This is a genomic window from Amylibacter sp. SFDW26 (genome assembly GCF_009184395.1).
GTDB lineage: Bacteria > Pseudomonadota > Alphaproteobacteria > Rhodobacterales > Rhodobacteraceae > Amylibacter.
On the sequence record NZ_WEIC01000005.1, the window covers coordinates 134,904 to 160,240 of the forward strand.

The window sequence follows — 25,337 nt, forward strand, 5'->3', positions numbered from 1 at the left end:
TATTCCCCGATAGCAGGGCGTTTCTTATGTGCGTACGATCACACCTGGGTTCATGATACCTTTGGGATCAAGTGCTGTTTTGATCGCTTTGATCATCGCCAATTTTGTTGGATCACTATAGGTTTCCAAATCAGCCACCTTTAGTCGCCCAATACCGTGTTCTGCAGATACTGAGCCATCGAATTGATGCACCAAATCATGGATCAATTTTTTAATCGCAACGCGTTTATCCAGCATGTCATTGCGATCCAACCCAGCTGCAGGGAACACATTATAATGCAAGTTGCCATCACCCACATGCCCAAAGCAATTCACGCGCAGATCACCCAATTCTGCAATCGCATCAAAACCTGTTTGAATGAATTCTGGCACAGCAGAGACTGGTACAGAAATATCGTGGCTGGACACAGCGCCAACGGCACGGTTTGCCAATGGGATATGTTCGCGCACAGACCAAAAATCTTGGCGTTGTTGCATGTTTTGCGCAATCAGCACGTCTTCAACCAAACCGTCCTCTATCACGCCTTCAAGGGCGGATAGCATACGTTCATCAAGGCGCGCATCTTCGCCACCCCCCGCTTCGATCAGAACCATCCAATCTGGACGATCCGCAAATGGTTGGCGCACGTCTGGCAGTTTATCCGCCAAAAACTCTAAACTGGTGCCGTGGATCAATTCGAACCCAGAAACCAAACCATCTAGGGCAGATTGCATGACTTGTAGCAATTTTACAGCCGCTTCAGGTGACGGTACCACAGTCATTGCTGTTGCCATTTTAGCAGGTTTTGCATGCAGTTTTAGCGTGGCACCAGTGATGATGCCCAAACTGCCCTCGGAACCGATCAAAAGGTTCCGTAGATCATAACCTGTGTTGTCTTTACGCAGACCTTTAAGGCCGCGATAAATAGAACCATCAGGCATAACCGCCTCTAATCCCAAGCACAGATCGCGGGTATTGCCGTAACGCAGCACCTGAACACCGCCTGCATTGGTGGCAAGATTGCCGCCAATACGGCAACTGCCCTCTGCCGCTAAGGATAATGGAAACAGACGATCAGCTTGATCGGCTGCGTCTTGAATATCAGTCAGGATCACACCGGCATCGACAGTCATTGTGTTGTTATCAGGATCAACAGCACGGATTGCAGTCATGCGTTCTACAGACAGTAGGATTGGCGCAGGGTCTATATCCGCAACTTGCCCCCCCACAAGACCTGTACCTCCTGCATATGGGATAATGCTAACGCCATATTCATAGCATAGCTTCACAGCAATAGAGACTTCTTCGACATTGCGAGGACGCACCAAACAAGCGGCTGTTCCTTGGTAAAGATCACGAGGTTCTGATAAATATCCAGCAGGTGCTTCGCTGATAGTGCCATCTGGCAAAGCTGTCATTAGCTTTTCAATAAATTCTGGTGTTGCTGCAGATAAAGTCATTAGAGCCTCTAGTATAATTAGAGCAATTTAACCCGCGTCAGTTTTCCCGCGACGGTCCATGCGTAGGTTGGAATACAACACATGATTCTGCCAACGTCCATTAATTTGTAGGTAAGCTTGCGCAACACCTTCATATTTAAATCCAGATTTTTCCAACACACCACGCGAGGGTTTATTTGTCGGTAAGCAAGCCGCTTCTACACGACTTAGATCAAGGGTTGTGAAGGCATAATGCACTAATGCGCTGATGGCTTCGGTCATATAGCCTTGGCGTGCGAATTCTTTACCAGTCCAGTAGCCCAACGTACCAGTTTGTGCTGGGCCGCGGCGGATATTATCCAATGTAACCGCTCCAACCAGTGCCTGATCGACACGGCGTAACATGAAAAGTGGTGCGCCACGGCCCGTATCAAAGGCTTTTTTGGCCCAATAGACGCGATTATTAAATGCGCGTTTGGAAAAATGATCTTCGGCCCAAATTGGCTCCCACGGTGTCAGGTATTCGGCAGAGGTTTGACGCAAGTTCACCCATTGCATATGGTCGCCCATTTCAGGCAAACGCAGAGTTAAGCGTTCAGTTTCAATTGTAACTTTCGGCTTTCGTCCAAACATACGTTACGCTGCCAACCTTTCAGCCAAGATACCTGTTGTAGGTGCTGCCTCTACTGGACCATAAAGCGCCAGAGATGGTGCAGACTTTTCACACAAACGTTCTGCAAAATTAGCCACAGATCCAACAGTCACGGCATCAATTTTGCCAACGACTTCATCCAGATCAGGAACACGCCCCCAAATGCCAACCATACGGGCAAGACGTTCACACCGTGATGACGGGCTTTCCAGCCCCATCAACATACCTGCTTTTATCTGATTACGTGCGCGATCGATTTCGGCTTGCGTCATATCTTCGACAGAGCGCTTCAGCTCATCAATGCAAAGTTCTGACAGTCCAACCACATCGTCACCACTGGTCCCTGAGTAGATCGTCAGCGATCCTGTGTCCGAATACGCCCCCATTTGGCTGTAGATCGTATAACAAAGGCCGCGTTTTTCACGAGCTTCTTGGAACAAACGCGAAGACATGCCACCGCCCAATGCTGTGGCGTAAACTTGACCAATATAAAGATCATCACTCATATGACCGTTGGTTTCCAAAGACATCGCGAAATGAGCTTGCTCTAGGTCTTTGATAACACGATGTTCCCCACCTTGATACAGAGCGGGTTGCGCGATCAACCCACTTGCGGTTGGCAGCAATCCAAATGTTTGTTCGGCCAAACGCACCAATGCATCGTGATCTACGGCACCTGCAGCAGATAGGATCATTTGATCGGGGACGTAATTGTGTGCAACAAACTCTTGTAAATTTTCGCGTGTGAAACTTTGCACGCGTTCCGCTGGCCCAAGGATCGTACGCCCGAATGGTTGATCAGGGTAAGACACCTCTTGCAACCAATCGAAAATGATATCGTCTGGGGTGTCCAGCGATTGTCCGATCTCTTGCAAAATCACACCGCGTTCGATTTCCAACTCGCGTGGATCAAATGTGGAGTTCAAAACGATGTCTGAAATCACATCAAAGGCCAAAGGCACATCCTGTGCCAGAACACGTGCATAATAGGCTGTCACTTCACGGCTGGTATAAGCGTTCAGATAGCCCCCCACATCTTCAATCGCTTCTGCGATGTCCAATGCGGAACGGCGTTTCGTTCCCTTAAAGGCCATATGTTCTAAGAAATGCGCAATACCGTTTTGCTCAACACGTTCATGGCGCCCACCCGCAGAAACCCATACGCCCAAAGACGCGGATTGTAGTGCTGGCATATGTTCTGTGACGATCCGAAAACCGTTTGGCAGTGTTGTTATTTGAACGCTCAAACGCCGACCCTTTCGCGGATAAGCGCTTCAACAGCACTTAAATCATTACCCACTTTGGTCATACGTTCATCACGCTCAAACAGATCCGCCATACGTCCTGGCAATTCTGGATGCACACCGCAAGCCGCTTCTACAGCTGCTGGGAATTTCGCAGGATGTGCCGTTGCCAATGTGATCATCGGAACCGTTTCATCGCGTGGAATTGTATTGGCCACATGCACACCGATGGCTGAATGCGGGCATAAAACCTCGTTCACATCTTGGAATGCTATTTTTATGGCTTTGGATGTTTGCTCTTCGGAACAACGTCCACTGTCAAATTCATCTTTCAACTTACCGAGCGCGCCTTGCGACAATGTAAATGTCCCGTCATCTTTGAGCGCAGTCATAAGCTGCGCCACAGCCGCGCCTTCGCGATCATATAGATCAAACACCAAACGTTCAAAGTTAGAGCTGACTTGGATATCCATAGATGGGCTGATCGACGGGTTTACACCCGTCTTTGTGTGATCACCCGTTTGCAATGTACGGTGCAAGATATCGTTTTGGTTCGTGGCAATCACCAAACGGTCGATTGGCAATCCCATACGTTTTGCAACATAACCTGCAAAGATATCGCCAAAGTTGCCTGTCGGCACAGTAAAGCTGACTTTGCGGTGTGGCGCGCCAACGGATACGGCAGATGTGAAGTAATATACCACCTGCGCCAAAACACGCGCCCAGTTGATAGAATTCACACCCGCCAATTTCACGCCATCGCGGAAATCGAAGTCGTTGAACATGTCTTTGAGCAGTGCCTGACAATCGTCAAAGTCACCGTCTACAGCCAACGCGTGTACGTTTGATTCTGTAGGCGTTGTCATTTGGCGGCGTTGTACGTCTGACACTCGCCCATCTGGGAACATGATGAATACATCTACGGCATCCAAGCCTTTGAAAGCTTCAATAGCGGCGGATCCTGTATCGCCAGACGTCGCACCAACGATTGTCACTTTATCACCGCGACGACCCAATGCTTTTTCGAACATTTGACCAATCAATTGCATCGCCACATCTTTGAACGCCAATGTTGGGCCGTGGAACAATTCCAGCAAGAAGTGATTTTCATCCAATTGCACGATTGGGCAACGCGCCAAATGGCCAAAGCTAGCGTATGATTTGTGAATGATCTCTAGAAATTCGATGTCTGTGAATGTGTCACCAATAAATGGTTTCATCACAGCGAATGCGACTTCTTCATAGGACTTACCTGCAAAGCCGGCAATTTCATCCGCCGATAGCGTTGGCCATGTTTCTGGCACATACAGGCCGCCATCACGGGCCAAACCTGTCAGCATTGCTTCTTCGAATGTCAGCGCAGGCGATTGCCCACGTGTAGAGATATATTTCATAAGTTCGTTTCCGACGATTAAACGGTTTTCTGCCTGATACGATAAAGCAGATAAAGAGTCATCCCAAACCATACTAAGGCAAGGGAAAACCATGTGATTGCATATTCTTTGTGATCATTCGGTATATCATGGCCAATTTTAATCGGGCGAATACCCGTTGGATTGCCCATAAAGTCACGTGCAACGACCATAATAGGATCAGTGCCCAAAGCTTTGGACATTTTATCGATGTCGCGCGCGAACCATATATTTTTTTCGATATTAGGATCAGGTGTGAAACCATCCGTTTCATTCGGCCACAATAGATTGCCAAGCACGCGCACATGTTGGCCTGGGCGCGCAGCATTTTTATCCGCTTCTGGAATATACCCCAGATCGATCAATATGGGGCGTTTTGTGACAACATCGATGCCAGAGGTCACAACCAAGAAACCTGGTCCACCTTTTTTCTGTGATGTCAGAACGTGCAATTCATCCCCCGTTAAAAACACCTCTACCTGCACAGACATGCGGTTGTGGTCAGCTTTTTTAGGGTTAGGAGGCACTGCAATGGGGGGTGCTGTCATCTTGGCCTCTATCTCGGCCAGATTATTATTCTTCCATTCCATACGCTGCACTTGCCAAAACCCAAGCCACAAAAGGATCGCGCATCCGATGATGCCGAAAAGAAGCGGAAAGATCATACGTTTGGTCATGGATGTGCCCAATTCAAAAGGTTCGATACGTCAAATAGGTCATTTCAAAAACAAAGCCAACTGCCAATGCCATAATGCATTATTTGGTCAGCGCCGTATCGCCAAAGTGATTTGGGTCTGTTGCTGCTACGGCTGTCCATTCTGTTGGTAATACGGCTTGCTTTGCACAAACGGCCATTGATCCAGTATTGCCTTTTTTCACGGCTGTAAAAAACCCACGGACACCGTGTTCTTCCCACATATGTGCCAATGCCATTGCGCCCAATACGCCGATGATTTTTTCACCGCGTCTATCAGGATGGGTTGCTAATGCACCCCAAAATCCATGATCCGCATACATGCTATCTGGATGCATGTTTTTATAAGATGATGCCGTTGCAACAGGCCGCCCTGTTGCATCAACCGCAGCAAGACATATGCCTTTGTACGTTAGGCCCCGCATCGAAAGACCTGGTGTTGGCATAACACCGCAATCCATTGACAGTTGCGCTGTTTCACGCACCAAATCTGCATCTGTATCCGCAGACAAGCGCACCACTTTCAAATCGGGTGGCAATGATGCATTTGCGATAATCGTTTTTGCCGCTTCATATGCATCCTCCCCGCCCCATTGTTTTTCCCAACGGCCTGCAGATAATCCCATATCATTTAGTTTTGCCACCAATGCATCAGCTTTATCTGCTGGATAGTAATGAAAGCTTCCTGCCCCTGTTAGGCGCACAAGGGATGCAAGACGTTCTGCATCATCGTCACCTTGGCTGCCGACAATAGACAGCATACGTCCGTAGTTTGAATAGATCGGATTATCGCGTAGCAATTCCCACAGATCACGAGATCGCTGCATCATAACAACATGCGGTTCGGTTCCAAAAAACTCTTCTGAAAACTTATTTATATCTGACATGACTTTTCCAATTTGAAACTGTCTTAAAGTAAAAAAGGCGCCGAGTGTACTCAGCGCCTTTGAAATTCTAAATCTGTGTGGGCTTATCAGCCACCCCAGATGTAAACCGCTGCGAATAGGAACAACCATACAACATCAACAAAGTGCCAGTACCAAGCAGCTGCTTCGAAACCAACGTGACGCTCTTGTGTAAAGTGACCTGCTTGTGCGCGGAAATAACATACTGCCAAGAAGATCGTACCAACAATAACGTGGAAGCCGTGGAAGCCAGTCGCCATAAAGAAGTTCGCACCGTAGATGTTACCAGAAAAGCTGAATGCAGCGTGGCTGTACTCGTATGCTTGGAATACTGTGAAAATAAGACCCAAAATAACCGCACCGATAAGGCCTTTTTTCAAACCGTCACGATCATTTTCATGTGCCAATGCGTGGTGCGCCCAAGTACATAGGCAACCAGAGCACAATAAGATCAATGTATTGATCAATGGCAGATGCCATGGGTCGAATGTTTCAATACCAACTGGAGGCCATACGCCATCAATTGCTGGGGATTGAGGGCCCATTGGGTACATTGCGTGTTTAAAGAAGGACCAGAACCAAGCCACAAAGAACATGATCTCTGACATGATGAACATGATCACACCGTAACGTAGACCAATCACAACCACTGGCGTGTGATCACCTGCATGTGCATCTTTCACACATTCAGACCACCATGCGAACATCACGTATAGGACTGATATAAAACCAACAGCGAATAGATCGCCTGGCATTACAACTGCGGTAATGCCTTTCATCCACAAAACAGCGCCAGCAAGCATGATGAATGCAGACAACCCGCCAGCAAATGGCCAAATGCTTGGTGTTAGAATGTGGTAATCATGATTTTTTTCATGCGCCATGGTGGAATCCCCTTATTTATTGCGCTGTTTCTACGTCGATTTCACTGTCCAGATCAAGGCTTGCTTGCAGTTCAGGTAAATCTGTCACATGGAAAGTGTAACTCAGCGTGATTGAATTGACATATTTGCCTTCGATGTCATCCACAATTTCCGGATCAACATAGAATGTCACTGGCATCTGAACTGTTTCACCTGGCTGCAAAACTTGCAGCTCAAAACAGAAACAGTCGATTTTTGTAAAATATGCACCAGCAGAATACGGGTAAACGTTAAAGCTAGCCGTGCCTGCAATCGGTTTGTCTGTTGGGTTGTGTGCTTCGTAAAAAGCAAGCCCCGTTTCGCCGATGCGAAGTTTCATTGTGCGCGCTTGTGGTTTGAATTCCCAAGGCATACCTTTTTCAAGTGAACCATCAAAACGTACTTGGATTTCACGATCTAAGACTTTTGTGCTGGCTTCACCTGCAACCTGTGTCACGCCACCAAAACCAGTTACGCGACAGAACCAATCGTAGAATGGAACAGCTGCAAAAGACATGCTCAGCATGAATAGTGGCAGGCCAACAAGATACATTACCAGTTTTTTATTGCTCTTCGTATTCATTCGGTTTTCTCCAACGACGGACGTACAGTATGATCATAGGCTTCCATAGTGGCGCCTCCCATCATCTTGACGACTGTAATGCTGAAAACCAATGCGACAAATGCTAACAAAACGGCACCTATCACTACATTGTTACGATTGCGACGTGCGCTTGAATTGTTTTGTGTTCCTGACATATCGTTTCGCACCTTATATCCACTGAGGCCAAGCGGCCCATGTTAAGCCAAATGTTTTGGCAGTAGCTTCTACAAGAAGTAGAGCGAAATGTAAGAATAAGTAGTATAAAGAGATACGGAATACTTTGCGTTCAACTAAATAGTTATCTGCTTCTGCCGCATCATCATCGCGTTTCCAAATATCATATGCACCTTTAAGGAACATCAGATTCAAAACCAATGCTGTTGTAAAATAAAGCGGGCCACCAATGCTTGTAAAAGCAACGGCCATTGCCACGGGAACCAATAGAATTGTGTAAACCAAAACATGGTTGCGCGTTGTCCGTTTGCCGTGTGTCACTGTCAACATAGGCACACCAGCTGCATCGTAGTCTTGGTTCATAAACAATGCCAAAGCCCAGAAATGCGGCGGTGTCCACATAAAGATCAAGGCAAACATCAAAACACTTTCAACGCTTATGCCACCTGTTGCGATCGCCCAGCCGATCATCGGTGGGAATGCACCAGCAGCACCACCAATAACGATGTTCTGTGGTGTCGAGCGCTTCAACCACATTGTATAAACCACAGCGTAGAAAAAGATTGTGAAAGCCAATAGGCCAGCAGCCAGATAGTTGGCCGTAAGGCCAAGCATCAAAACAGAAATCATTGACATCCAAAGGCCAAAGATCATCGCATTATTGGCGGTAACTTTGCCAGCAGGAACTGGGCGGCCCCGTGTACGTTTCATAATCACGTCAATATCAGCATCCCACCACATATTCAGTGCACCAGATGCACCAGCACCAATAGCTACGAACAAGATAGAGGCAAAGCCTATAATAGGATTTACAGAAACTGGCGCAACCAACAGACCAACAAGCGCTGTAAACACAACCAACGACATCACGCGCGGCTTTAGCAGCGCGAAATAATCGCCAACGTCAGTTTCACGTCCCTGATCTATCAAAGTAGCATCTGCCATTTTTAAAACATCCAATAAAACGAAGCGGGCCTTTGGGCCCGCCGAGGTAGTATTAAGTTTGGATTAGTTTGTGCTTGCAACCGTCACAGGTAGTGGAATACCCGCATATTCATCAATAGCACCTTTTAGCCAAGCATCATAAGCTTCTTCGCTTACAACTTTTACAGTGATTGGCATGTAAGAGTGGTCTTTGCCACAAAGTTCTGAACACTGACCAAAGTAAACACCTTCTTTGTCAGCATTGAACCAAAGCTCAGCCAAACGACCAGGTACAGCATCTTGTTTCACACCAAACGCTGGGATTGTCCAAGCGTGGATCACGTCAGATGCAGTTACTTGAACAACGATTGTCTTATTCACAGGGATGACAACTGATGTATCTGTCGCCAATAGGAATTCGTCATCGTTAAAACCAGCTTCTTTCAAAGCAGCCATAACAGCTGGTGACTTTTTGAATGCCTCATCACCGTCATCATCGCCCAATGTGGCTGGGTGACCAATCATATAGCTGTCGAATTCAAAGCCGTGGTCCACATACTCATGCGTCCAGTACCATTGGTTGCCTGTTGCTTTGATTGTGATGTCCGCAGCTGGGATTTCTTGTTGTTTGAACAACAAAGTCAGTGATGGTGGAATAATTGCGATTAGAACAACGATCGGAACAACTGTCCAAGCCACCTCTAGCAATGAATTATGTGTAAATGTTGCAGCGACAGGGTTTGCTTTTTTATTGAAGCGGATCAAAACAATGATCAACAATGCCGTTACGAACAGACTGATTGCTGTAATGATATAAAGTAGGAATGTATCCAACCAAATCACATCGCGCATCAATTCAGTTGCTGCAGGTTGGAAATTCAATGCTTTGTCAACTGGCTTACCAATTGTTTCTAGTGCGTCTTGTGCGAAAGCACCGCCAGCGGCCAATGTACCAGCCAAAGCTGCTGAAACCGTATTCAAAATTTTTGCTACTCGCATACGTCCAATTCCCGTTTTCGCTATGGGCTTTTGCCCTTTTGGGCCCCTAATCGTATGAAACGATAGAATCCCCTGTTGTGTCCTTGCGCCGAAAAACCATATTAATGCTTAAAGAACAAGCTTTCGATTTGCGGCATTGCGCCGCTTTTGATGGATTATTAGCTAGAAGGATAGCTTAAATTGACAAGTCAGACCAAGCCTTTTGCACCATTTGAGACCTCTTTTGACGAAAAAACTGCACTTTCGGTACTCCGCGCCACTGTTGATGGCGCAGATGATGGCGAATTATTTTTAGAACGCAAACGATCAGAAGCTTTGGTTTTTGACGATGGAAAATTAAAAACAGCATCTTATGACGCCTCAGAAGGATTTGGATTGCGGGCTGTTCGCGGTGAAACCGCAGGATATGCTCATTCAACAGAGATGACAGAACATGCTTTGAAACGCGCGGCCGAAACCGCACGTTTGGCTGTTGGCAGTGGTGGTGGCACTTTGGCTGAACCGCCTAATCCAACCAACCAACGTCTTTATACTGACGCTGACCCCATGACAGATGCTGAGTTTTCTGTGAAAATCGACACATTGAAAGAAATCGACGATTATGCACGGTCGTTGGACAAACGCGTCGTTCAGGTTTCAGCATCCCTAACCGCATCATTACAAGAGGTCGAAATTCTGCGCCCCGAAGGCACACGCGTACGCGACAGCCGTCCTCTAACCCGTTTCAATGTCAGCATCATCGTCGATCAAGACGGACGCCGCGAAACAGGCACTGCTGGCGGCGGTGGTCGGTATGGGCTGTCAGGCCTGATGAAAGCAGACCATTGGAAAGGCGTTGTTCAAGAGGCTTTGCGCGTAGCCGTAGTCAATTTGAAAGCCGAACCAGCCCCCGCTGGTCAATTTGATGTGGCTCTTGGCCCAGGTTGGCCCGGCATTTTGCTGCACGAAGCTGTTGGCCACGGATTGGAAGGCGATTTCAACCGCAAAAAAACATCTGCCTTTGCTGGTTTGATGGGGCAACGCGTGGCTTCTAAAGGCGTGACAGTTCTGGATGACGGCACCATCCCTGATCGCCGTGGCTCGATCAGCTTTGATGACGAAGGTACGCAATCAGGTAAAAACGTTCTAATCGATGACGGTATTTTGGTGGGCTATATGCAAGACCGCCAAAACGCACGCCTGATGGGGGTAGACCCCACAGGTAATGGCCGCAGACAAAGTTTTGCCCACACACCCATGCCGCGCATGACCAACACCTATATGCTGGGCGGCGACGCCAAACGCGAGGAAATCGTGGCGGATATAAAAGACGGCATATATGCCGTGGGCTTTGGTGGCGGGCAGGTCGATATCACCAACGGCAAGTTCGTGTTTTCATGCACCGAAGCCTACCGTGTGAAAAACGGCGTTGTCGGCGCACCCGTTAAGGGCGCTACTTTGATCGGCGACGGGGCAACCGCCCTGAAACACATCCGCGCCATTGGCAATGATATGGAACTGGATCCAGGTATGGGCAATTGCGGTAAACAAGGCCAATGGGTGCCTGTGGGTGTTGGGCAACCAACATTGTTAATTGGTGGGCTGACCGTTGGGGGTTCGCAAGTCTAATGACATACTCACCTCGCAAAACCACCCAGTCCGAACTCCCTGCCCTTGCCCAACTTTGGTATGATGGCTGGCAAACGGCACATGCGGCACATGTACCCGCTTCACTAACAGAAATCCGCACATTGGACAGTTTCGAAAAACGTCTAGCTGCTGGTATGAATGCGATACGTGTGATTGGCGACACAGGCACACCACTTGGGTTCTGCATGGTCAAGGAGAATGAGATTTACCAGATATTTGTTGCACCAGAAGCCAAAGGTACAGGTGCAGCAAAAATCTTAATGCAAGATGGTCTATCTCGGATCAAAGCTGCTGGTCACCCATCAGCATGCCTAGATGTGAACTCTGAAAATGCCCGTGCGATTGCGTTTTATGAAAAAATGGGCTGGGAACGTCAAAACATCAGAACTATTCTGCTAGACACTTTAGGCGATCCATATCCCCTACCCTGTCTATTGATGACAATAGAGCTTTCATAAGAAAAATACTTGCGAATCACTCGCAACTGAAAAAATCGTTCCTATATGTGTCTTAACACCAATGACATGCATAGGAGGCTCATATCATGAACCGCCGTCAATTTACTGCTGGTTTGGGCGCACTTGCCGCCGCCCCAACTTTGCCCGTTAAAGCGCTTGCAAGCGCACCTGCAGCGGGTGCTATTCCCAATACAGCCCGCTTTTGGGCTATATATATGTCCCATCTACATGGTGTCTGTACGCCAGAAGCATTGGCAAAAATCAGTGGGGTCACGGTTCATACAGCCAAAGGGTATTTAAGCACGCTAATCAGCGATGGTGTTATTACCACCACGCGTATGGCGGCAGCTGTTCACAATACGCCAAAACCATCTGGTTTTAAAAGGCGATTAGAAAAACTCAAAAAAGATCGCCCCGTGCAAAAAACATCTATTTCAGAAAAAGGTGTTGAGCCAGAAGATGATTCACATCCTATTAACCAAGACGCGGCAGAGTTGCAGAATGAAACAGACATCGCTGCCACAGAATCAAACGCCTCTGCAACAATATCCGAGAACACAACAGGATCACATTAATTGGATCCGTCTGATCCGCTCGCGGCGGGTTGGGCCAACGACTTTTCATCGCTTGATGCGCAAGCATGAAACGGTTGAGGCTTGTTTGGATGAACTGCCCCATATTGCCAAACAAGCAGGTGTGAATAATTATCAGCTCTGCCCTTATGATATTGCAGAAGCAGAATTCTTTGAGTCACAGCAACGTGGCTATCGTCCACTATGTTACGGCGCACCTGAATACCCTGTATTATTAACAGACACACATGATGCCCCACCTTTATTATGGACCAAGGGCCATTTGGAATGTTTAGCAAAACCTACAATTGCTTTAGTCGGCGCACGAAATGCTTCCAGCTTAGGGCGACGTATGACCCAAACTCTGGCAAACGATTTGGCACAGGCTGGATATAGTGTGGTGTCTGGATTGGCCCGCGGTATTGATGCAGTTGCACATAAAGCGACATTAGAACATGGAACGATTGCCGTCGTTGCTGGTGGGTTAGATGTGCATTACCCCCGCGAGAATGAGCAGCTATACAAAGACATTCCGCAAAACGGATTACTGTTAACCGAGCAGCCCAGTGGCTTGATCCCACAAGCACGTCACTTTCCGATGCGCAACCGTATTATCGCAGGTATGGCACAGGCTGTTGTGGTACTAGAAGGCGCTGCCCGATCTGGCAGTTTGATAACCGCCCGCAATGCATTGGATATCGGGCGCGATGTCATGGCTGTTCCAGGTCACCCTTTTGATGGTCGCGCAGCAGGTTGTAATTTTTTAATCCGCGATGGTGCCGTTTTGGTGCGATCCGCCCAAGATGTGATCGAAGCCCTTGCACACCCCGAAGCTGAAACTGTTGAAACCTCTGAGCCAGAAAGCACAAATACGGTCATGGATGTTTCAACGGCAAATGCCCACGCTAAAATTCTTGGTCTTTTGGGATCGGCTGCAGTGCCAGAAGATACTGTGATCCGCGATAGTGGCTTGCCTGCCCGAAAGGTTTCTCAGCATCTGATGGATTTAGAAATGCAGGGACAAATTGAAAGGCAGCCAGGTGGGCTATTGGCGCGTGCAAACTAAAATAAAGGTCACAGTTTCACGATCAAACGCAGCAATAAAAAATCTGCCCATTGACAACCCCCCCCAAGGCAACACATGTATTGCGCCCACAAACTGCCTCGTGAATCGCAAGGAAATTGAATGCCCGTTGTTGTCGTAGAATCCCCAGCCAAAGCTAAAACCATCAATAAATACCTTGGCGACGACTTCACTGTTTTAGCCTCTTACGGCCATGTTCGCGACCTTCCGCCAAAGGATGGTTCTGTCGATACAGACAATGAATTTGAAATGAAATGGGAAGTCGCAACAGACAGCCGCAAACATATCAAAGCCATCGTTGATGCCCTAAAAGACGACAACGAACTGATCCTCGCAACCGACCCTGACCGCGAAGGCGAAGCGATTTCATGGCATCTAGAAGAGACTTTGCGCAAGCGTAAAGCGATTAAGAAAACAACACCTGTCAGCCGCGTTGTGTTCAATGCGATCACCAAAGATGCTGTTACAACCGCCATGCAAAACCCACGCGAAGTGGATATGGAACTGGTCGAGGCGTATTTGGCGCGCCGCGCGTTGGACTATTTGGTGGGCTTTAAACTGTCCCCTGTATTGTGGCGCAAATTGCCAGGTTCAAAATCTGCGGGCCGCGTACAATCCGTGACTTTACGCCTTATCGTAGAACGCGAAATGGAAATCGAAGCGTTTAAGAACCGCGAATATTGGTCTGTTAAGGCAGATCTGACAACACCACGCGGTCAAACATTTACGGCTAACTTACGCACATTGGCAGGCAAAAAGCTTGAAAAGTTTGATATTGAAAATGAAACCGCTGCAGAATTGGCAGTCCAAGCAATCAACTCACGTGATCTGACGGTTTCTTCTGTCGAAGCAAAACCAGCCAACCGTAATCCATCTGCACCATTTATGACGTCAACGTTGCAACAAGAAGCCAGCCGTAAATTTGGTTACGGTGCACGTCAGACCATGTCATTGGCACAACGTTTATACGAAGCGGGTTACATCACCTACATGCGTACAGATGGCATCGATATGGCACCTGAAGCGGTTACGGCCGCGCGCGATGCTATCAAAAATTTCTACGGCGCAGACTTTGTCGCCAAAGAAGCCCGCATGTATAAAAACAAAGCGAAGAACGCACAAGAGGCACACGAATGTATCCGCCCAACAGATATGTCCGCCAAGCCAGACAGTTTAGGCCGCTTAGAAGCGGATCAACGCAAACTTTATGACCTGATTTGGAAGCGCACGATTGCCAGCCAAATGTCCAGTGCAAAAATGGAACGTACAACTGTAGATATTGCATCTGCAGATGGCCAAATTGGCCTGCGTGCAACAGGGCAAGTTGTTGTTTTCGAAGGTTTCTTAAAAGTTTACGAAGAAGGCCGGGATGACGCTGTTATCGATGATAACGACAAGCGTTTACCACAAATGACCGAAGGTGATCAGACAGATAAAAAATCCGTTTCTCCAGAACAACATTTCACACAACCACCACCGCGCTACACCGAGGCATCTTTGGTAAAACGTATGGAAGAATTGGGCATTGGTCGCCCGTCTACATACGCATCAATCGTGACAACAATTCAAACGCGCGGTTATGTTCGCACGGAAAGTAAACGCCTGCATCCAGAGGATAAGGGGCGCTTGGTTACGGCGTTTTTGGAAAATTATTTCCGTCAATATGTCGGCTATAACTATACGGCTGGTTTGGAAGAAGAGCTGGATCAAATTTCCGCAGGTGATGAGCATTACAAAGACGTTCTTGCCCGCTTCTGGCGTGATTTTTCTGCGGCAATTGCAGAAACTGCTGATTTACGGATCACCGAAGTTTTGGAAAAAATCAACGAATTCCTAGAACCGCATCTTTTCCCTGCCAATGAAGATGGTTCCGACCCACGTGTGTGTAAAAACTGCGGAAACGGTCGTTTGTCTATGCGCACGGCTCGTTCGGGTGGTGCATTCATAGGCTGTTCTAACTATCCAGAATGCCGCTATACACGCCCGATTACGGGCGAAGTTGAGGGGGGTGATATCGCTGGCCCAGACGGTAAAATCCTTGGTGCCGATGAGCACGGCACACCAATCACATTGCGCACAGGTCGTTTTGGCCCCTACGTGCAACGCGGCGAACCAACAGAGGAAGAACCAAAACCACCACGCGCCTCTATTCCTAAAGGCAATGATTTGGCTGAGGTTGATTTGGCACGCGCCTTGCAACTCCTATCCCTACCACGCCGTGTTGGTGATCACCCAGAAGGCGGGCATATTGATGCTGCCATTGGTCGATATGGTCCTTATGTGATGTGGCAGAAACCTTTGGAAGAAGGCAAAAAAACGGCACAGAAAATCTATGCAAATATCAAAGACACCGAAGAGGTGTTTATCATTGGTATGAACCGTGCCGTGGAATTGATCACCGAAAAAGCCAACAAAACAGGTCGCGGTGCTGCTGCTACCCCGCTTAAGGAATTGGGAGAACATCCTGATGAGGGTGGTGATTTGAATGTGATGGACGGACGGTACGGCCCATATGTAAAATGGGGCAAGATCAACGCCACATTACCAAAGGATATAGAGCCTGCGGATATTACATTGGAGCAAGCTGTAGAATTGGTGAATGCCAAGGCTGCAACCAAAGGCAAGAAAAAACCAGCGGCGAAGAAGAAGAAAGCCGCGCCAAAGAAAAAAGCAGCGGCCAAGAAAAAGCCAGCAGCGAAAAAAGTAGCGGCAAAATAAAGCTTTAAACGGTGAATAAATGACCGGGGCCAGCGATTGGCCCCGTAAATCCCGCTAATCTATGCAGGTGCCATGTAAAAGCAGAATTACTGGAAACCACAGGCTTACCCAAAGCTTTTTCTGCTTGTTCAATTACTGCAAAACTGCCCAGATTTGTGCATGATGCGAACACAGCATCACAATCCCCTGTCCCAACATGCATCATACCTTCTAGTGTCGAAGATTGTGCGATACGAGCGACCTTATGATCAGATTCCTCTTCGAATGAACCGAATGCTGTGATCTGAATACCATTCTGTTCTAACAAATCGCGCATCACAGCAGATACATCAGCACGGTACGGAGTTAACATTCCCAATCGCTTCACATCCATCGTATGGCAGGCGGCAATCACGGCTTGAATTGGGTCTGTCACAGCCGCATTTGGAAAATACTCATGGATGATTTGTGCCAATTTATCTGAGCCAATAACCGTTGCCCCCGAAGTACAGGCATATCCAATGGCTTTGAAATCAATATTCGGCGGCATTAAAGACATCGATTTCGGCAGATCATGTTCCATCATCGCCAGTGTTTCAGGTGTTACATTCGTAGCAAACGGTATGCGGGTGTGATACAGGTTCGCCCCTGATTGCGCTGTGATTTGGCGCATTTCTGGCTCTAATGTTTCATCCGTGGACAAAACCACCACACCTAATGCGGTATCGCCGCTATATCCGTCATCGCTGCTATAAGAAAGCTTCATCCGATCACCGGCAACTCTGGGACTGCGCGTTTTGTCAATAAAACCGGCGCATCTTCTGTGATCAATATATTCTCTTCATGCACCATCATTTTGCCATCTGAAATCGTAAGGCTTGGTTCTAAGGTCATCACCATACCAGCTTGTAACGGTGTTTTGTCAAACGCTGCAATCGATGGGTATTCTGTCAACTGTATGCCTAACCCATGCCCATAACGCCCAACATCAGAAGAACCACCCCCAAGCGTGATATGCATAGCCTCAAACAGATCAGCACAAGTATTCCCCGCGCGCGCATGTTCCAACCCAGCTTCTGTGCTATTCCATAGAGTTTCATAAGCCTGCTTTGCCTCATCATCGGCATGTCCGATGGCAAAATTACGGTCGAAGTCACAGAAATACCCTTGCAATGTCGATCCTGTATCCAGCATCAACACATCACCCGTTTCCAAAGGCGTCATATCTGGTGGTGAAATAACATCTCCATAACCACCTTGCCCAGCGGCACCTACAAGATAGGATACATCTTCAGCACCTTCTTGCAGCAACGCGATCTTAAAATCGCGAAAAGCTTGTTTTAAGGGTTGGCCTGTGTGGAACAGCTCTGGTGCACGATCAAACGCGGCACTGCCAATCGCGCAAATATCGCGCAGGATTGCGATTTCGGCTTCTGACTTAACAATCCGAACAGCTTTTATATATTCCGAACAATCCACAAACTGCGCAGGGCATTTTTCCCGTACAGTATTAAAATCGCGAAGCGGCACACGCAAACTGGCTTCCTCGCCCATAGGAACGCCCACTTTGTTAAATCCATAAAGCGTGTCCACCAACAGGCTGACGCCATCATCCACAGGATCGGGTGAAGACCACGTTCGAATATCATCAACCCAAGTTTGGCGCATCAATTCTGCGCCAATTTCTGGGATGATCGCAATGGGATCGCCAACTCTGGGTAAAACCAGATACCAAGGTCGTGTTGGGCTTTGCCAAAATTGTGTACGGAACCCGCTGAAATAGCGCACTTCGGCCTCGGTACACAGTAAAATTGCATCCATTCCCGCATCGGTCATCAAGGCTTGTATCCGCTCTAAGCGGGCTTCAAATTCTGCGGGAGGGAAATCAATCATCGGCAGGGCCTTCGGATAGGAACAACAGGATACGACTGTCTGGTCCAATACCTAATTCATTTGCATTCGCTGCTGCGGCCAAGCCAGCATAGCCTGCCCCACCTGATGGAGATGTTTCCAAGTTAAATCCTGCTAAACATTTGATTTCATTAAAAACGAAGTCATCTTCCAGCAACATAAAACTGTCAGCGGCTTTTGCTAGGAATTCCAACGCCAAAAGCGATGCCTCTTTACAATCTAAACGCCCCATATTGGAAACTGGGCCCCCTGCATGAACAACATCACCCTGCTCAATACCTTTGTACAAAGCCGCAGCATAACTTGGCTCCACAATACAGATATGCGGCACGTCCCCCCATGTTTCACGCACATGAACGGCAACAGCACCCGCCAAACCGCCGACACCTGCTTGCAAAAATACATGCGTCGGAACGATACCGCCCATTTGGTCAGCAGCTTCAGCTGGCATGGCAAGATAGCCCTCCATGATATCGCGGCCACCATAATAACCACCCCAAGTGCTATCCGCGATCAAAGTCCAACCTTTATCATTCGCAGTATTTTGAGCGGCGTCGGCGCTTTCTTCGTAATTAGCACCTTCGATCACAACATCTGCACCAAAGCTGCGGAGTTTATCGGCAAAACCGGCGGGAACCGTTTCGGATAAATATACAATAGCCCGCGCACCAAAAACACGTGCACCTGCCGCAACGGATAGCCCGTGGTTGCCAGCACTCGCTGTGACAAACACATGACCGTTTAATGCAACAGCCATTTCTTCGACGGTTCCCAAGCCACCATTGGCTTTCACTGCGGCCTTTGCGATTGAATACGCACCACCTAAAGCTTTGAAACTACCAAGCCCCATTCGTGTGCGTTCATCTTTGATGTGAATACTTGCGACACCAAGTTTTTGCGCCAAGGAACTAACATTCACAAGTGGTGTTGCTTTAGCAATTGGGCACGAATTCAACAACATCAGAACTGATGTAATATCAGATGAAAGTGGCTCTTCTATCATCTTGCTTAATGCATCTATGCCATGCCCACGGTATGTATTTTGCAAAATTTTCATACAATAAGCGTGTCAAAGCTATCGCCGCACGTCAAATTCAATTGCGACTATTTTAGGAGATTATGTCGTTAATACACCTGTAAATCCTGCGCAAGACGGCTATCAACAACAGATTGAATGATCTGGAATTCATGTCTCACGGCATCGCCAGAAAATCCTTTATCTTTAGAAAAGCGTTTAAGCTTTTCAGATGATTGCAATATTCTTTTACTATTTGCATCACGCCCCAAGCTACATAGGAATTGGGCTGCATAGGATAATAACTCGTTATCCTTCTTCTTTACACACTCACCCATAAGATCATTGATATGGTCCAAATCATCTTTCATAGCTTGTGAATCTGGCACTACACATGAGCCAGCCAAACGAGGTATAAATCCCTTTGGTTTCATATCATCTGGCAATGCACCAAGTATTGTTTGCTGAAAACACGCCAAATCTGAAATGGGTTTCTCCATGAAAAACGAAGCTCCAGCCGCGAGTGCATCCTCGCGTGCTTGCCCGCCTGTATCACCACTTGTGGCGATAATTGCTGTTGCTCCCATAGCGTCACGCATAATATCTTTGATGACTTCTACTCCTGATCCATCTGGCAAACCCAAATCCACCACAGCAACATCTGGGCGATAGATACGCAAATGTCTGCGCGCTGCTTTTAAGCAATCCGCACGGCGTAAACGAGCACCGCTACGTATGGACAAAAGGCGTAAAGCTTCAGAACAATATCTGCTGTCTTCAACCAATAAAATTGTAATTCCTAAAAGCGGACGTTTCGCGGTCGATTTGGGGCGGCTCCAGTTTGTCATAGTAAGTTTATCCATGTTTAGTGTTTCCTTTCTTACAACAATCAAACCCGATCATCCCTAACGACAGATTAAGACGCTTCAAAAAGTCATGCTTTGTCTTTCTTTTTTTTCATGTAAGAAGGAGCCAACGATAGGAGACACTGAAAATGATCGGTCGCTTGAACCATGTTGCCATAGCTGTTCCAGATTTGGATGCAGCCAGCGCACAGTACCGCGATACATTAGGCGCCAAAGTGGGCGCACCGCAGGATGAACCTGATCATGGTGTAACCGTTGTGTTCATCGAATTGCCCAATACAAAGATCGAATTGTTGTATCCATTGGGTGAAAACTCTCCAATTGCGAGCTTTTTGGAAAAAAACCCTTCAGGCGGTATTCACCACATTTGTTATGAAGTGGATGATATTATCACCGCTCGTGACCACCTTACGGCAGCAGGTGCACGCGTACTTGGTACAGGCGAGCCAAAAATTGGCGCCCATGGCAAACCCGTTTTATTTCTACATCCGAAAGATTTCACTGGAACTTTGGTGGAATTGGAACAGATATAATCCCGAAAGGATTTTAATATGACTATTAGTGCTGCACTTGTTTTGCTTGCTGTGATTTGGTTCATGCTTTTGTTGATAGCCCTACCACTGGGGACACCCAGTCAGGCCGAGGACGGCCATGTCGTCAAAGGCACGCACCCATCTGCCCCTGCAGATCCAAAATTACGTAAGAAAGCCTTCTGGGTCACATTGCTGTCTTTTCCTATTTGGGGGCTCACATGTTGGGTGATCCTATCAGGTGTTATCAGTGTTGATACGTTCGATTTCTACAACGGTATCGAGAATTAATCGCTTTAAGGCTTTTCTTTTGCGCATAAGGGGCGTAATGCCCGCTGAAACCGAAAAATAAGGATGCTCCCATGTCTGCACTTACCGAAGGCGATATCGTCACATTAGTCTCTGGCTCTCCGCGTATGGCTGTTGAAGGCTTTGAAGGCAAAAATATCAACGTTGTTTGGATCAACGAGGGTACAGTGCATCGTGACACGTTCAACGTAACTTTGCTACGCAAGTTTGAAGCATCTGAAAGCGGTGATCGCGGTGGGTTCCGTGGTGGTGATCGCGGCGGTGACCGTGGTGGTTTCAAAGGCGGCGATCGCGGTGGTGACCGTGGCGGCTTTAAAGGTGGTGATCGCAAAGGTGGCGGCAAACCATTTGGTGATAAAAAGCGCTCATTCGATGACCGCAAAGAAAAACCATTTTACCGCAAAGACTAATCACGTCTTAAAAGAATTCTTAAACTGGCTCTCACAATATGGGGGCCAGTTTTTTATTGGGCAAGATTACGCGGTAACGCCTGTCTCGCGTTTTCGTGAATTGCATCTCCTTATTGCGAATTTTACGCTCTCCCAAATCAAATGATATTGGGATGTAAGGACTTGTCACAAAAGATAAATAATTTTGGATTTTACTGACAGTAATTGTCAGTACAGTTGCTCTAAATTCCAGCTAATCACCACGCAAGTGGATCATATTTCCATAGCCATTCAAACATAAGGTAAACATATGCCCTCCGAAGCCTCGCATTCTAATTTTGACTTTTCCAATTCAAATTCTGTCATCACCAAAACCCCAATCCTGAATGAAGGAACGGTGGAATCCAAACGTGAAGAAATTCTTGAGTATTTTCACAAAACCTTTTCGCTATACGAAAGCATCTTTGATTGTTTGGTTGATGATGAGGCGTATTACGCTCGCGCAAATATGCTGCGCCATCCATTGATCTTCTATTATGGCCACACATCTGTTTTCTACATCAACAAACTGAACGTGGCAAAGCTCATCAATGAACGCATCGACCCGCATCTGGAGTCCACTCTGGCCATTGGTGTGGATGAAATGTCATGGGATGACTTGAACGAGGCCCATTATGATTGGCCAACCCCTGCCAAAGTGAAAGCGTACCGCGACAAAACCCGCGACATCGTCGATAACTTTATCCGTACCTGTGATTTCACATTACCGATCACATGGGATGATCCAATGTGGATCATCATGATGGGCATTGAACACGAGCGTATCCATTTGGAAACATCCGCCGTTTTGATCCGCGAATTGCCATTGGATAAAGTAAAATCCCATAAGGTTTGGAGCAACATCTGCAAAGAAATCGGCGTTGCCCCAACAAATGAACTGTTAGACGTGGCTGGCGGTCATATCGAATACGGCAAAGACAAATCCAACCCGCTTTATGGTTGGGATAATGAGTTCGGTCATGCCGAAGCAGAAATCAAACCATTCAAAGCTTCTAAATACCTTGTATCAAACACAGAGTTCCTAGAATTCGTTGAAGCTGGCGGATACCAAACACGCGATAATTGGGATGACGAAGGTTGGCATTGGGTACAATATGCCAAAGCAGAACACCCTGTTTATTGGGTCAAAGACGGCGACACATATAAATACCGCTCAATGTTGGAAATCATCGACATGCCGTGGAACTGGCCTACCGATCTGAATTACCTAGAAGCGAAAGCATTCTGTAACTGGAAGTCCAAAGAAACAGGTAAAAACATCCGTATGCCGACAGAGGCAGAATGGTATCACCTGCGCAATGAAACAACCAATGCGGATCAACCCTACTGGACAGAGGCGCCAGGCAACATCAATCTAGAATATGAAATGTCCCCCTGCCCTGTGGACCGTCATGAATTCAAAGGCGGCTTCTTTGATATCATCGGCAACGTTTGGCAATGGACAGAAACACCAATTGATGGGCTAGAAGGCTATAACGTTCACCCGATCTACGATGACTTCTCATCCCCAACATTCGACGGCAAACACAATGTCTTCAAAGGCGGTTGCTGGATTTCCACAGGCAACTATTCCATCAAAGATTCCCGCTATGCTTTCCGTCGCCATTTCTTTCAATACTCAGGTCTTCGTTACATCGAAGGCGCAGAAATAGAGAACCCAGTTATGAATATCTACGAAACAGACGAACAAATCTCACAATACATCGAGTTCCATTATGGCGATGAACACTACGGTGTGAAAAACTTCCCTGTGGCCTGTGTCGAAGCTTTTGCAGAGCTGACCAAAGATATGACCACAGAACGCGCCCTTGATCTGGGCTGTGCCACAGGCCGTTCATCATTCGAATTGGCAAAAATCTTCGACCATGTGGATGCGGTAGATTTCTCTGCCCGTTTGATCGAAGCACCATCAAATCTCATTGCCACAGGTTCACAACGCTATGTGATACATAACCAAGGCGATATCGTTGATTTCAAAGAGGTGAAATTGGCAGGTTTCGATGGCTATGAGGCAGTGAAAGATAACATCTCTTTCATGCAGGGCGATGCCTGTAATCTGACAGACAAATACAACGATTATGATCTGGTCTTTGCAGGTAACTTGATTGACCGCTTGTACAAACCAACCGAGTTCTTAGCATCCATCAAAGGGCGCATCCGTACGGGTGGCCTGTTGGTGATTACATCACCCTACACATGGCTGGAAGAATTCACACCAAAGGAAAACTGGCTGGGCGGCTATAAAGCGCAAACAGGTGAAAACTATACCACGTTAGAAGGTCTTGCAGATAACCTTGCTCCTGAATTTGAACTGGTACGTGATCCACAAGACATCCCGTTTGTGATCCGTGAAACAGCGCGCAAATACCAACACTCGGTTGCGGAAATGAGCATCTGGCGTAAAGTGAAGTAAACCAAAACAAAAGCCCCAAACGAAACATCGTTTGGGGCTTTTTTGTATTTAAATTTCAAACGGTATCAGAACAACTCATCCCGTATCACCATCGTATCAGTCACTGATACTACACCGATATGGCGGTCCAACAATGGGAATACCGCGTCAATCGTAGGCTCTAACCGTTCTGGTTTCACCAAGCATACAACCGACGACATGCCCTGTGCACGGCTCACTTGTCCCTGACGGCTCCAACGGCCTGAACTGCCTGATCCACCAGATACAGGCAACACGCTATAGCCTTTCACACCTGCCTCTGTCAGCAAATCCGTCAGACGTTTTTCCATGATCTTTTCGATGATAATCTCGATCCGTTTGGCTTCATGCATCTTCATATTATCCTCCGACCACAGCCGTTGCGACTGCCACATATAGTGGAATACCCACTGTAAGATTAAATGGGAACGTCACTCCCAAGGACAGTGTTAAATAAATTGCTGGGTTTGCCTCTGGCACCGCCACACGCATCGCAGCTGGTACGGCAATATAGGACGCAGACGCAGACAACACCATCATCAATACAGCGCTACCCAATGGCAGACCAATCAACACGGCAAAGAGCAACCCAATTGAGGCCCCGATCAACGGCATCAACACACCAAATGCAACAGAGCGATGCGAAACAGCCCCCTTCGCATTCACAAGTCCGCGTCCAGCAACCAGTCCCATATCCAACAGGAACAGGCACAACACGCCTTTAAACGGGGCACTGATAAATGGGGCGATTTCGGCAAAACCGTCTTTGCCAGTCGCCAGGCCGATTAAGAATGACCCGATCAACAAAACAATCGATCCGTTCAACATAATCTCACGCATTAACGCACTGTCCATGCTGCGATTGTCGTCGCTGTTTTTCGAAATCAACCAAAGTGCGGATATAATCGCAGGTGCTTCCATCGTTGCTGCCACTGCCACCATATATCCATCATAAGCAATCCCTTGGATTTCCAAAATCGAAGAGGCCGCAACAAAAGTCACAATAGATATAGAGCCATAATGCGCAGCAACCGCAGCCGCATCTAATGTCGACATCCGTGTCATCAATCGCAGTAAAACAAATGCTAGAAGCGGCAAACAGGCCGATAGAACAATCCCCGCAAGCAATGACAATATCAGCTGTGCATCAATACCGTATCCAGACAGGCTTGCCCCGCCTTTAAAGCCAATCGCGAACAACAGATACAGCGACATGCCTTTGGCAATCGCTTCGGGGAAGTTTAGATCAGATTTAGCAATGGCGGCCGCAAAGCCTAAGGCGAAAAAAAGAATGATAGGGGACAGTAAATTCTGTTGAGCCAGTGCAAAAAGTTGTTCCAAGAAATTGCCCCTACGGAATGAAAGTTCAAAACCTCAATAGCAATTAGTGTCTAACCGTAAATTTACAAGGATTATTTATATGAATGAGGCAAAATGAACTAGGGCCAAAGGACACA

26 protein-coding genes are annotated in these 25,337 nt (G+C 47.4%); 9 read left to right on the forward strand and 17 right to left on the reverse strand.

Going from position 1 to position 25,337, the window contains the following annotated elements:
• Positions 1 to 24: 24 nt before the first annotated feature.
• From F9L33_RS13795 to coxB, 11 genes are all read right to left on the reverse strand, one after another.
• Complete coding sequence (locus F9L33_RS13795; protein WP_152143381.1) at positions 25 to 1,440, reverse strand: FAD-binding oxidoreductase; 1,416 nt, start codon at positions 1,438 to 1,440, stop codon at positions 25 to 27.
• Between the two features lie 27 nt (positions 1,441 to 1,467).
• Positions 1,468 to 2,052 (reverse strand): GNAT family N-acetyltransferase, encoded by a 585-nt coding sequence (locus F9L33_RS13800; protein ID WP_152143382.1) that lies wholly within the window; start codon positions 2,050 to 2,052, stop codon positions 1,468 to 1,470.
• Positions 2,053 to 2,055: 3 nt separating this feature from the next.
• A complete protein-coding gene (locus F9L33_RS13805; protein ID WP_152143383.1) occupies positions 2,056 to 3,318 on the reverse strand; it encodes a pitrilysin family protein in 1,263 nt (420 codons plus the stop codon).
• Positions 3,315 to 4,709 carry a threonine synthase gene (gene thrC, locus F9L33_RS13810; RefSeq protein ID WP_152143384.1) on the reverse strand — a complete coding sequence of 465 codons (1,395 nt, stop codon included), beginning with the start codon at positions 4,707 to 4,709 and terminating at the stop codon, positions 3,315 to 3,317. The genes F9L33_RS13805 and thrC overlap by 4 nt, the downstream gene beginning before the upstream one ends.
• 17 nt (positions 4,710 to 4,726) lie before the next feature.
• Entirely contained in the window at positions 4,727 to 5,404 is a 678-nt protein-coding gene (locus tag F9L33_RS13815; protein ID WP_152143385.1) for an SURF1 family protein, read from the reverse strand.
• A 79-nt stretch (positions 5,405 to 5,483) separates the two neighbouring features.
• Positions 5,484 to 6,308 carry a GNAT family N-acetyltransferase gene (locus F9L33_RS13820; RefSeq protein WP_152143386.1) on the reverse strand — a complete coding sequence of 275 codons (825 nt, stop codon included), beginning with the start codon at positions 6,306 to 6,308 and terminating at the stop codon, positions 5,484 to 5,486.
• An 86-nt stretch (positions 6,309 to 6,394) separates the two neighbouring features.
• The gene (locus tag F9L33_RS13825) at positions 6,395 to 7,210 is read right to left on the reverse strand and encodes a cytochrome c oxidase subunit 3 (RefSeq protein WP_152143387.1); all 816 of its coding nucleotides are present in this window, start codon (positions 7,208 to 7,210) and stop codon (positions 6,395 to 6,397) included.
• 16 nt (positions 7,211 to 7,226) lie between these two features.
• Positions 7,227 to 7,811: a cytochrome c oxidase assembly protein gene (locus tag F9L33_RS13830; RefSeq protein ID WP_152143388.1), complete on the reverse strand. Its 585-nt coding sequence runs from the start codon at positions 7,809 to 7,811 to the stop codon at positions 7,227 to 7,229.
• Entirely contained in the window at positions 7,808 to 7,987 is a 180-nt protein-coding gene (locus F9L33_RS13835) for a cytochrome C oxidase assembly protein (protein ID WP_152143389.1), read from the reverse strand. The genes F9L33_RS13830 and F9L33_RS13835 overlap by 4 nt, the downstream gene beginning before the upstream one ends.
• 13 nt (positions 7,988 to 8,000) lie before the next feature.
• Entirely contained in the window at positions 8,001 to 8,951 is a 951-nt protein-coding gene (cyoE, locus tag F9L33_RS13840; protein WP_152143390.1) for a heme o synthase, read from the reverse strand.
• Between the two features lie 63 nt (positions 8,952 to 9,014).
• Complete coding sequence (coxB, locus tag F9L33_RS13845) at positions 9,015 to 9,929, reverse strand: cytochrome c oxidase subunit II (RefSeq protein WP_152143391.1); 915 nt, start codon at positions 9,927 to 9,929, stop codon at positions 9,015 to 9,017.
• Positions 9,930 to 10,109: 180 nt separating this feature from the next.
• On the opposite strand from coxB, the gene tldD reads away from it, so the two are divergent.
• The 5 genes from tldD to topA all read left to right on the forward strand — a co-directional run bounded on the left by tldD (position 10,110) and on the right by topA (position 16,390).
• Positions 10,110 to 11,537 (forward strand): metalloprotease TldD, encoded by a 1,428-nt coding sequence (gene tldD, locus F9L33_RS13850; RefSeq protein ID WP_152143392.1) that lies wholly within the window; start codon positions 10,110 to 10,112, stop codon positions 11,535 to 11,537.
• Positions 11,537 to 12,016 (forward strand): N-acetyltransferase, encoded by a 480-nt coding sequence (locus F9L33_RS13855; RefSeq protein WP_193222055.1) that lies wholly within the window; start codon positions 11,537 to 11,539, stop codon positions 12,014 to 12,016. The genes tldD and F9L33_RS13855 overlap by 1 nt, the downstream gene beginning before the upstream one ends.
• Before the next feature lie 86 nt (positions 12,017 to 12,102).
• Positions 12,103 to 12,591 carry a hypothetical protein gene (locus F9L33_RS13860; RefSeq protein WP_152143394.1) on the forward strand — a complete coding sequence of 163 codons (489 nt, stop codon included), beginning with the start codon at positions 12,103 to 12,105 and terminating at the stop codon, positions 12,589 to 12,591.
• Complete coding sequence (gene dprA, locus F9L33_RS13865; protein WP_152143395.1) at positions 12,518 to 13,654, forward strand: DNA-processing protein DprA; 1,137 nt, start codon at positions 12,518 to 12,520, stop codon at positions 13,652 to 13,654. The genes F9L33_RS13860 and dprA overlap by 74 nt, the downstream gene beginning before the upstream one ends.
• A gap of 120 nt (positions 13,655 to 13,774) precedes the next feature.
• The gene (gene topA / locus F9L33_RS13870; protein ID WP_152143396.1) at positions 13,775 to 16,390 is read left to right on the forward strand and encodes a type I DNA topoisomerase; all 2,616 of its coding nucleotides are present in this window, start codon (positions 13,775 to 13,777) and stop codon (positions 16,388 to 16,390) included.
• A 4-nt stretch (positions 16,391 to 16,394) separates the two neighbouring features.
• Here topA and F9L33_RS13875 read toward each other — a convergent pair whose 3' ends face one another.
• The 4 genes from F9L33_RS13875 to F9L33_RS13890 form a co-directional block, all read right to left on the reverse strand.
• Positions 16,395 to 17,135, reverse strand: a complete 741-nt coding sequence (locus F9L33_RS13875) for an Asp/Glu racemase (protein WP_152143397.1) — start codon at positions 17,133 to 17,135, stop codon at positions 16,395 to 16,397.
• Entirely contained in the window at positions 17,132 to 18,262 is a 1,131-nt protein-coding gene (locus F9L33_RS13880; protein WP_152143398.1) for a Xaa-Pro peptidase family protein, read from the reverse strand. The genes F9L33_RS13875 and F9L33_RS13880 overlap by 4 nt, the downstream gene beginning before the upstream one ends.
• The gene (locus tag F9L33_RS13885) at positions 18,255 to 19,337 is read right to left on the reverse strand and encodes a pyridoxal-phosphate dependent enzyme (protein WP_152143399.1); all 1,083 of its coding nucleotides are present in this window, start codon (positions 19,335 to 19,337) and stop codon (positions 18,255 to 18,257) included. Before F9L33_RS13885 ends, F9L33_RS13880 begins: the two co-directional genes overlap by 8 nt.
• Before the next feature lie 68 nt (positions 19,338 to 19,405).
• A complete protein-coding gene (locus tag F9L33_RS13890; protein WP_152143400.1) occupies positions 19,406 to 20,158 on the reverse strand; it encodes a response regulator transcription factor in 753 nt (250 codons plus the stop codon).
• A 131-nt stretch (positions 20,159 to 20,289) separates the two neighbouring features.
• Between F9L33_RS13890 and mce the strand changes: the two genes are divergently transcribed.
• From mce to ovoA, 4 genes are all read left to right on the forward strand, one after another.
• Entirely contained in the window at positions 20,290 to 20,694 is a 405-nt protein-coding gene (gene mce, locus F9L33_RS13895; protein ID WP_152143401.1) for a methylmalonyl-CoA epimerase, read from the forward strand.
• 18 nt (positions 20,695 to 20,712) lie between these two features.
• Positions 20,713 to 20,982, forward strand: coding sequence for a DUF1467 family protein (locus tag F9L33_RS13900; protein WP_152143402.1), 270 nt, complete (start codon positions 20,713 to 20,715; stop codon positions 20,980 to 20,982).
• A gap of 71 nt (positions 20,983 to 21,053) precedes the next feature.
• Complete coding sequence (locus tag F9L33_RS13905; protein WP_152143403.1) at positions 21,054 to 21,410, forward strand: DUF2158 domain-containing protein; 357 nt, start codon at positions 21,054 to 21,056, stop codon at positions 21,408 to 21,410.
• A 289-nt stretch (positions 21,411 to 21,699) separates the two neighbouring features.
• Entirely contained in the window at positions 21,700 to 23,862 is a 2,163-nt protein-coding gene (gene ovoA / locus F9L33_RS13910; RefSeq protein ID WP_152143404.1) for a 5-histidylcysteine sulfoxide synthase, read from the forward strand.
• Positions 23,863 to 23,927: 65 nt separating this feature from the next.
• On the opposite strand, the gene F9L33_RS13915 is transcribed toward ovoA, so the two are convergent.
• Both F9L33_RS13915 and F9L33_RS13920 read right to left on the reverse strand, forming a co-directional pair.
• Complete coding sequence (locus F9L33_RS13915; RefSeq protein WP_152143405.1) at positions 23,928 to 24,239, reverse strand: transcriptional regulator; 312 nt, start codon at positions 24,237 to 24,239, stop codon at positions 23,928 to 23,930.
• A 1-nt stretch (position 24,240) separates the two neighbouring features.
• Positions 24,241 to 25,221, reverse strand: coding sequence for a sodium-dependent bicarbonate transport family permease (locus tag F9L33_RS13920; RefSeq protein WP_152143406.1), 981 nt, complete (start codon positions 25,219 to 25,221; stop codon positions 24,241 to 24,243).
• Positions 25,222 to 25,337: the final 116 nt, after the last annotated feature.

What these genes read in the sequence shown, in the direction of transcription:
- F9L33_RS13815 (WP_152143385.1), bottom strand. Translation starts at nt 5,404, where the DNA reads ATGACCAAACGTATGATCTTTCCGCTTCTTTTCGGCATCATCGGATGC.
- F9L33_RS13890 (WP_152143400.1), bottom strand. Translation starts at nt 20,158, where the DNA reads ATGGATAAACTTACTATGACAAACTGGAGCCGCCCCAAATCGACCGCG.
- F9L33_RS13875 (WP_152143397.1), bottom strand. Translation starts at nt 17,135, where the DNA reads ATGAAGCTTTCTTATAGCAGCGATGACGGATATAGCGGCGATACCGCA.
- F9L33_RS13885 (WP_152143399.1), bottom strand. Translation starts at nt 19,337, where the DNA reads ATGAAAATTTTGCAAAATACATACCGTGGGCATGGCATAGATGCATTA.
- coxB (WP_152143391.1), bottom strand. Translation starts at nt 9,929, where the DNA reads ATGCGAGTAGCAAAAATTTTGAATACGGTTTCAGCAGCTTTGGCTGGT.
- F9L33_RS13800 (WP_152143382.1), bottom strand. Translation starts at nt 2,052, where the DNA reads ATGTTTGGACGAAAGCCGAAAGTTACAATTGAAACTGAACGCTTAACT.
- F9L33_RS13835 (WP_152143389.1), bottom strand. Translation starts at nt 7,987, where the DNA reads ATGTCAGGAACACAAAACAATTCAAGCGCACGTCGCAATCGTAACAAT.
- F9L33_RS13860 (WP_152143394.1), top strand. Translation starts at nt 12,103, where the DNA reads ATGAACCGCCGTCAATTTACTGCTGGTTTGGGCGCACTTGCCGCCGCC.
- F9L33_RS13820 (WP_152143386.1), bottom strand. Translation starts at nt 6,308, where the DNA reads ATGTCAGATATAAATAAGTTTTCAGAAGAGTTTTTTGGAACCGAACCG.
- thrC (WP_152143384.1), bottom strand. Translation starts at nt 4,709, where the DNA reads ATGAAATATATCTCTACACGTGGGCAATCGCCTGCGCTGACATTCGAA.
- F9L33_RS13905 (WP_152143403.1), top strand. Translation starts at nt 21,054, where the DNA reads ATGTCTGCACTTACCGAAGGCGATATCGTCACATTAGTCTCTGGCTCT.
- F9L33_RS13915 (WP_152143405.1), bottom strand. Translation starts at nt 24,239, where the DNA reads ATGAAGATGCATGAAGCCAAACGGATCGAGATTATCATCGAAAAGATC.
- mce (WP_152143401.1), top strand. Translation starts at nt 20,290, where the DNA reads ATGATCGGTCGCTTGAACCATGTTGCCATAGCTGTTCCAGATTTGGAT.
- F9L33_RS13855 (WP_193222055.1), top strand. Translation starts at nt 11,537, where the DNA reads ATGACATACTCACCTCGCAAAACCACCCAGTCCGAACTCCCTGCCCTT.
- F9L33_RS13830 (WP_152143388.1), bottom strand. Translation starts at nt 7,811, where the DNA reads ATGAATACGAAGAGCAATAAAAAACTGGTAATGTATCTTGTTGGCCTG.
- F9L33_RS13825 (WP_152143387.1), bottom strand. Translation starts at nt 7,210, where the DNA reads ATGGCGCATGAAAAAAATCATGATTACCACATTCTAACACCAAGCATT.
- ovoA (WP_152143404.1), top strand. Translation starts at nt 21,700, where the DNA reads ATGCCCTCCGAAGCCTCGCATTCTAATTTTGACTTTTCCAATTCAAAT.
- topA (WP_152143396.1), top strand. Translation starts at nt 13,775, where the DNA reads ATGCCCGTTGTTGTCGTAGAATCCCCAGCCAAAGCTAAAACCATCAAT.
- F9L33_RS13900 (WP_152143402.1), top strand. Translation starts at nt 20,713, where the DNA reads ATGACTATTAGTGCTGCACTTGTTTTGCTTGCTGTGATTTGGTTCATG.
- cyoE (WP_152143390.1), bottom strand. Translation starts at nt 8,951, where the DNA reads ATGGCAGATGCTACTTTGATAGATCAGGGACGTGAAACTGACGTTGGC.
- dprA (WP_152143395.1), top strand. Translation starts at nt 12,518, where the DNA reads ATGAAACAGACATCGCTGCCACAGAATCAAACGCCTCTGCAACAATAT.
- F9L33_RS13880 (WP_152143398.1), bottom strand. Translation starts at nt 18,262, where the DNA reads ATGATTGATTTCCCTCCCGCAGAATTTGAAGCCCGCTTAGAGCGGATA.
- F9L33_RS13795 (WP_152143381.1), bottom strand. Translation starts at nt 1,440, where the DNA reads ATGACTTTATCTGCAGCAACACCAGAATTTATTGAAAAGCTAATGACA.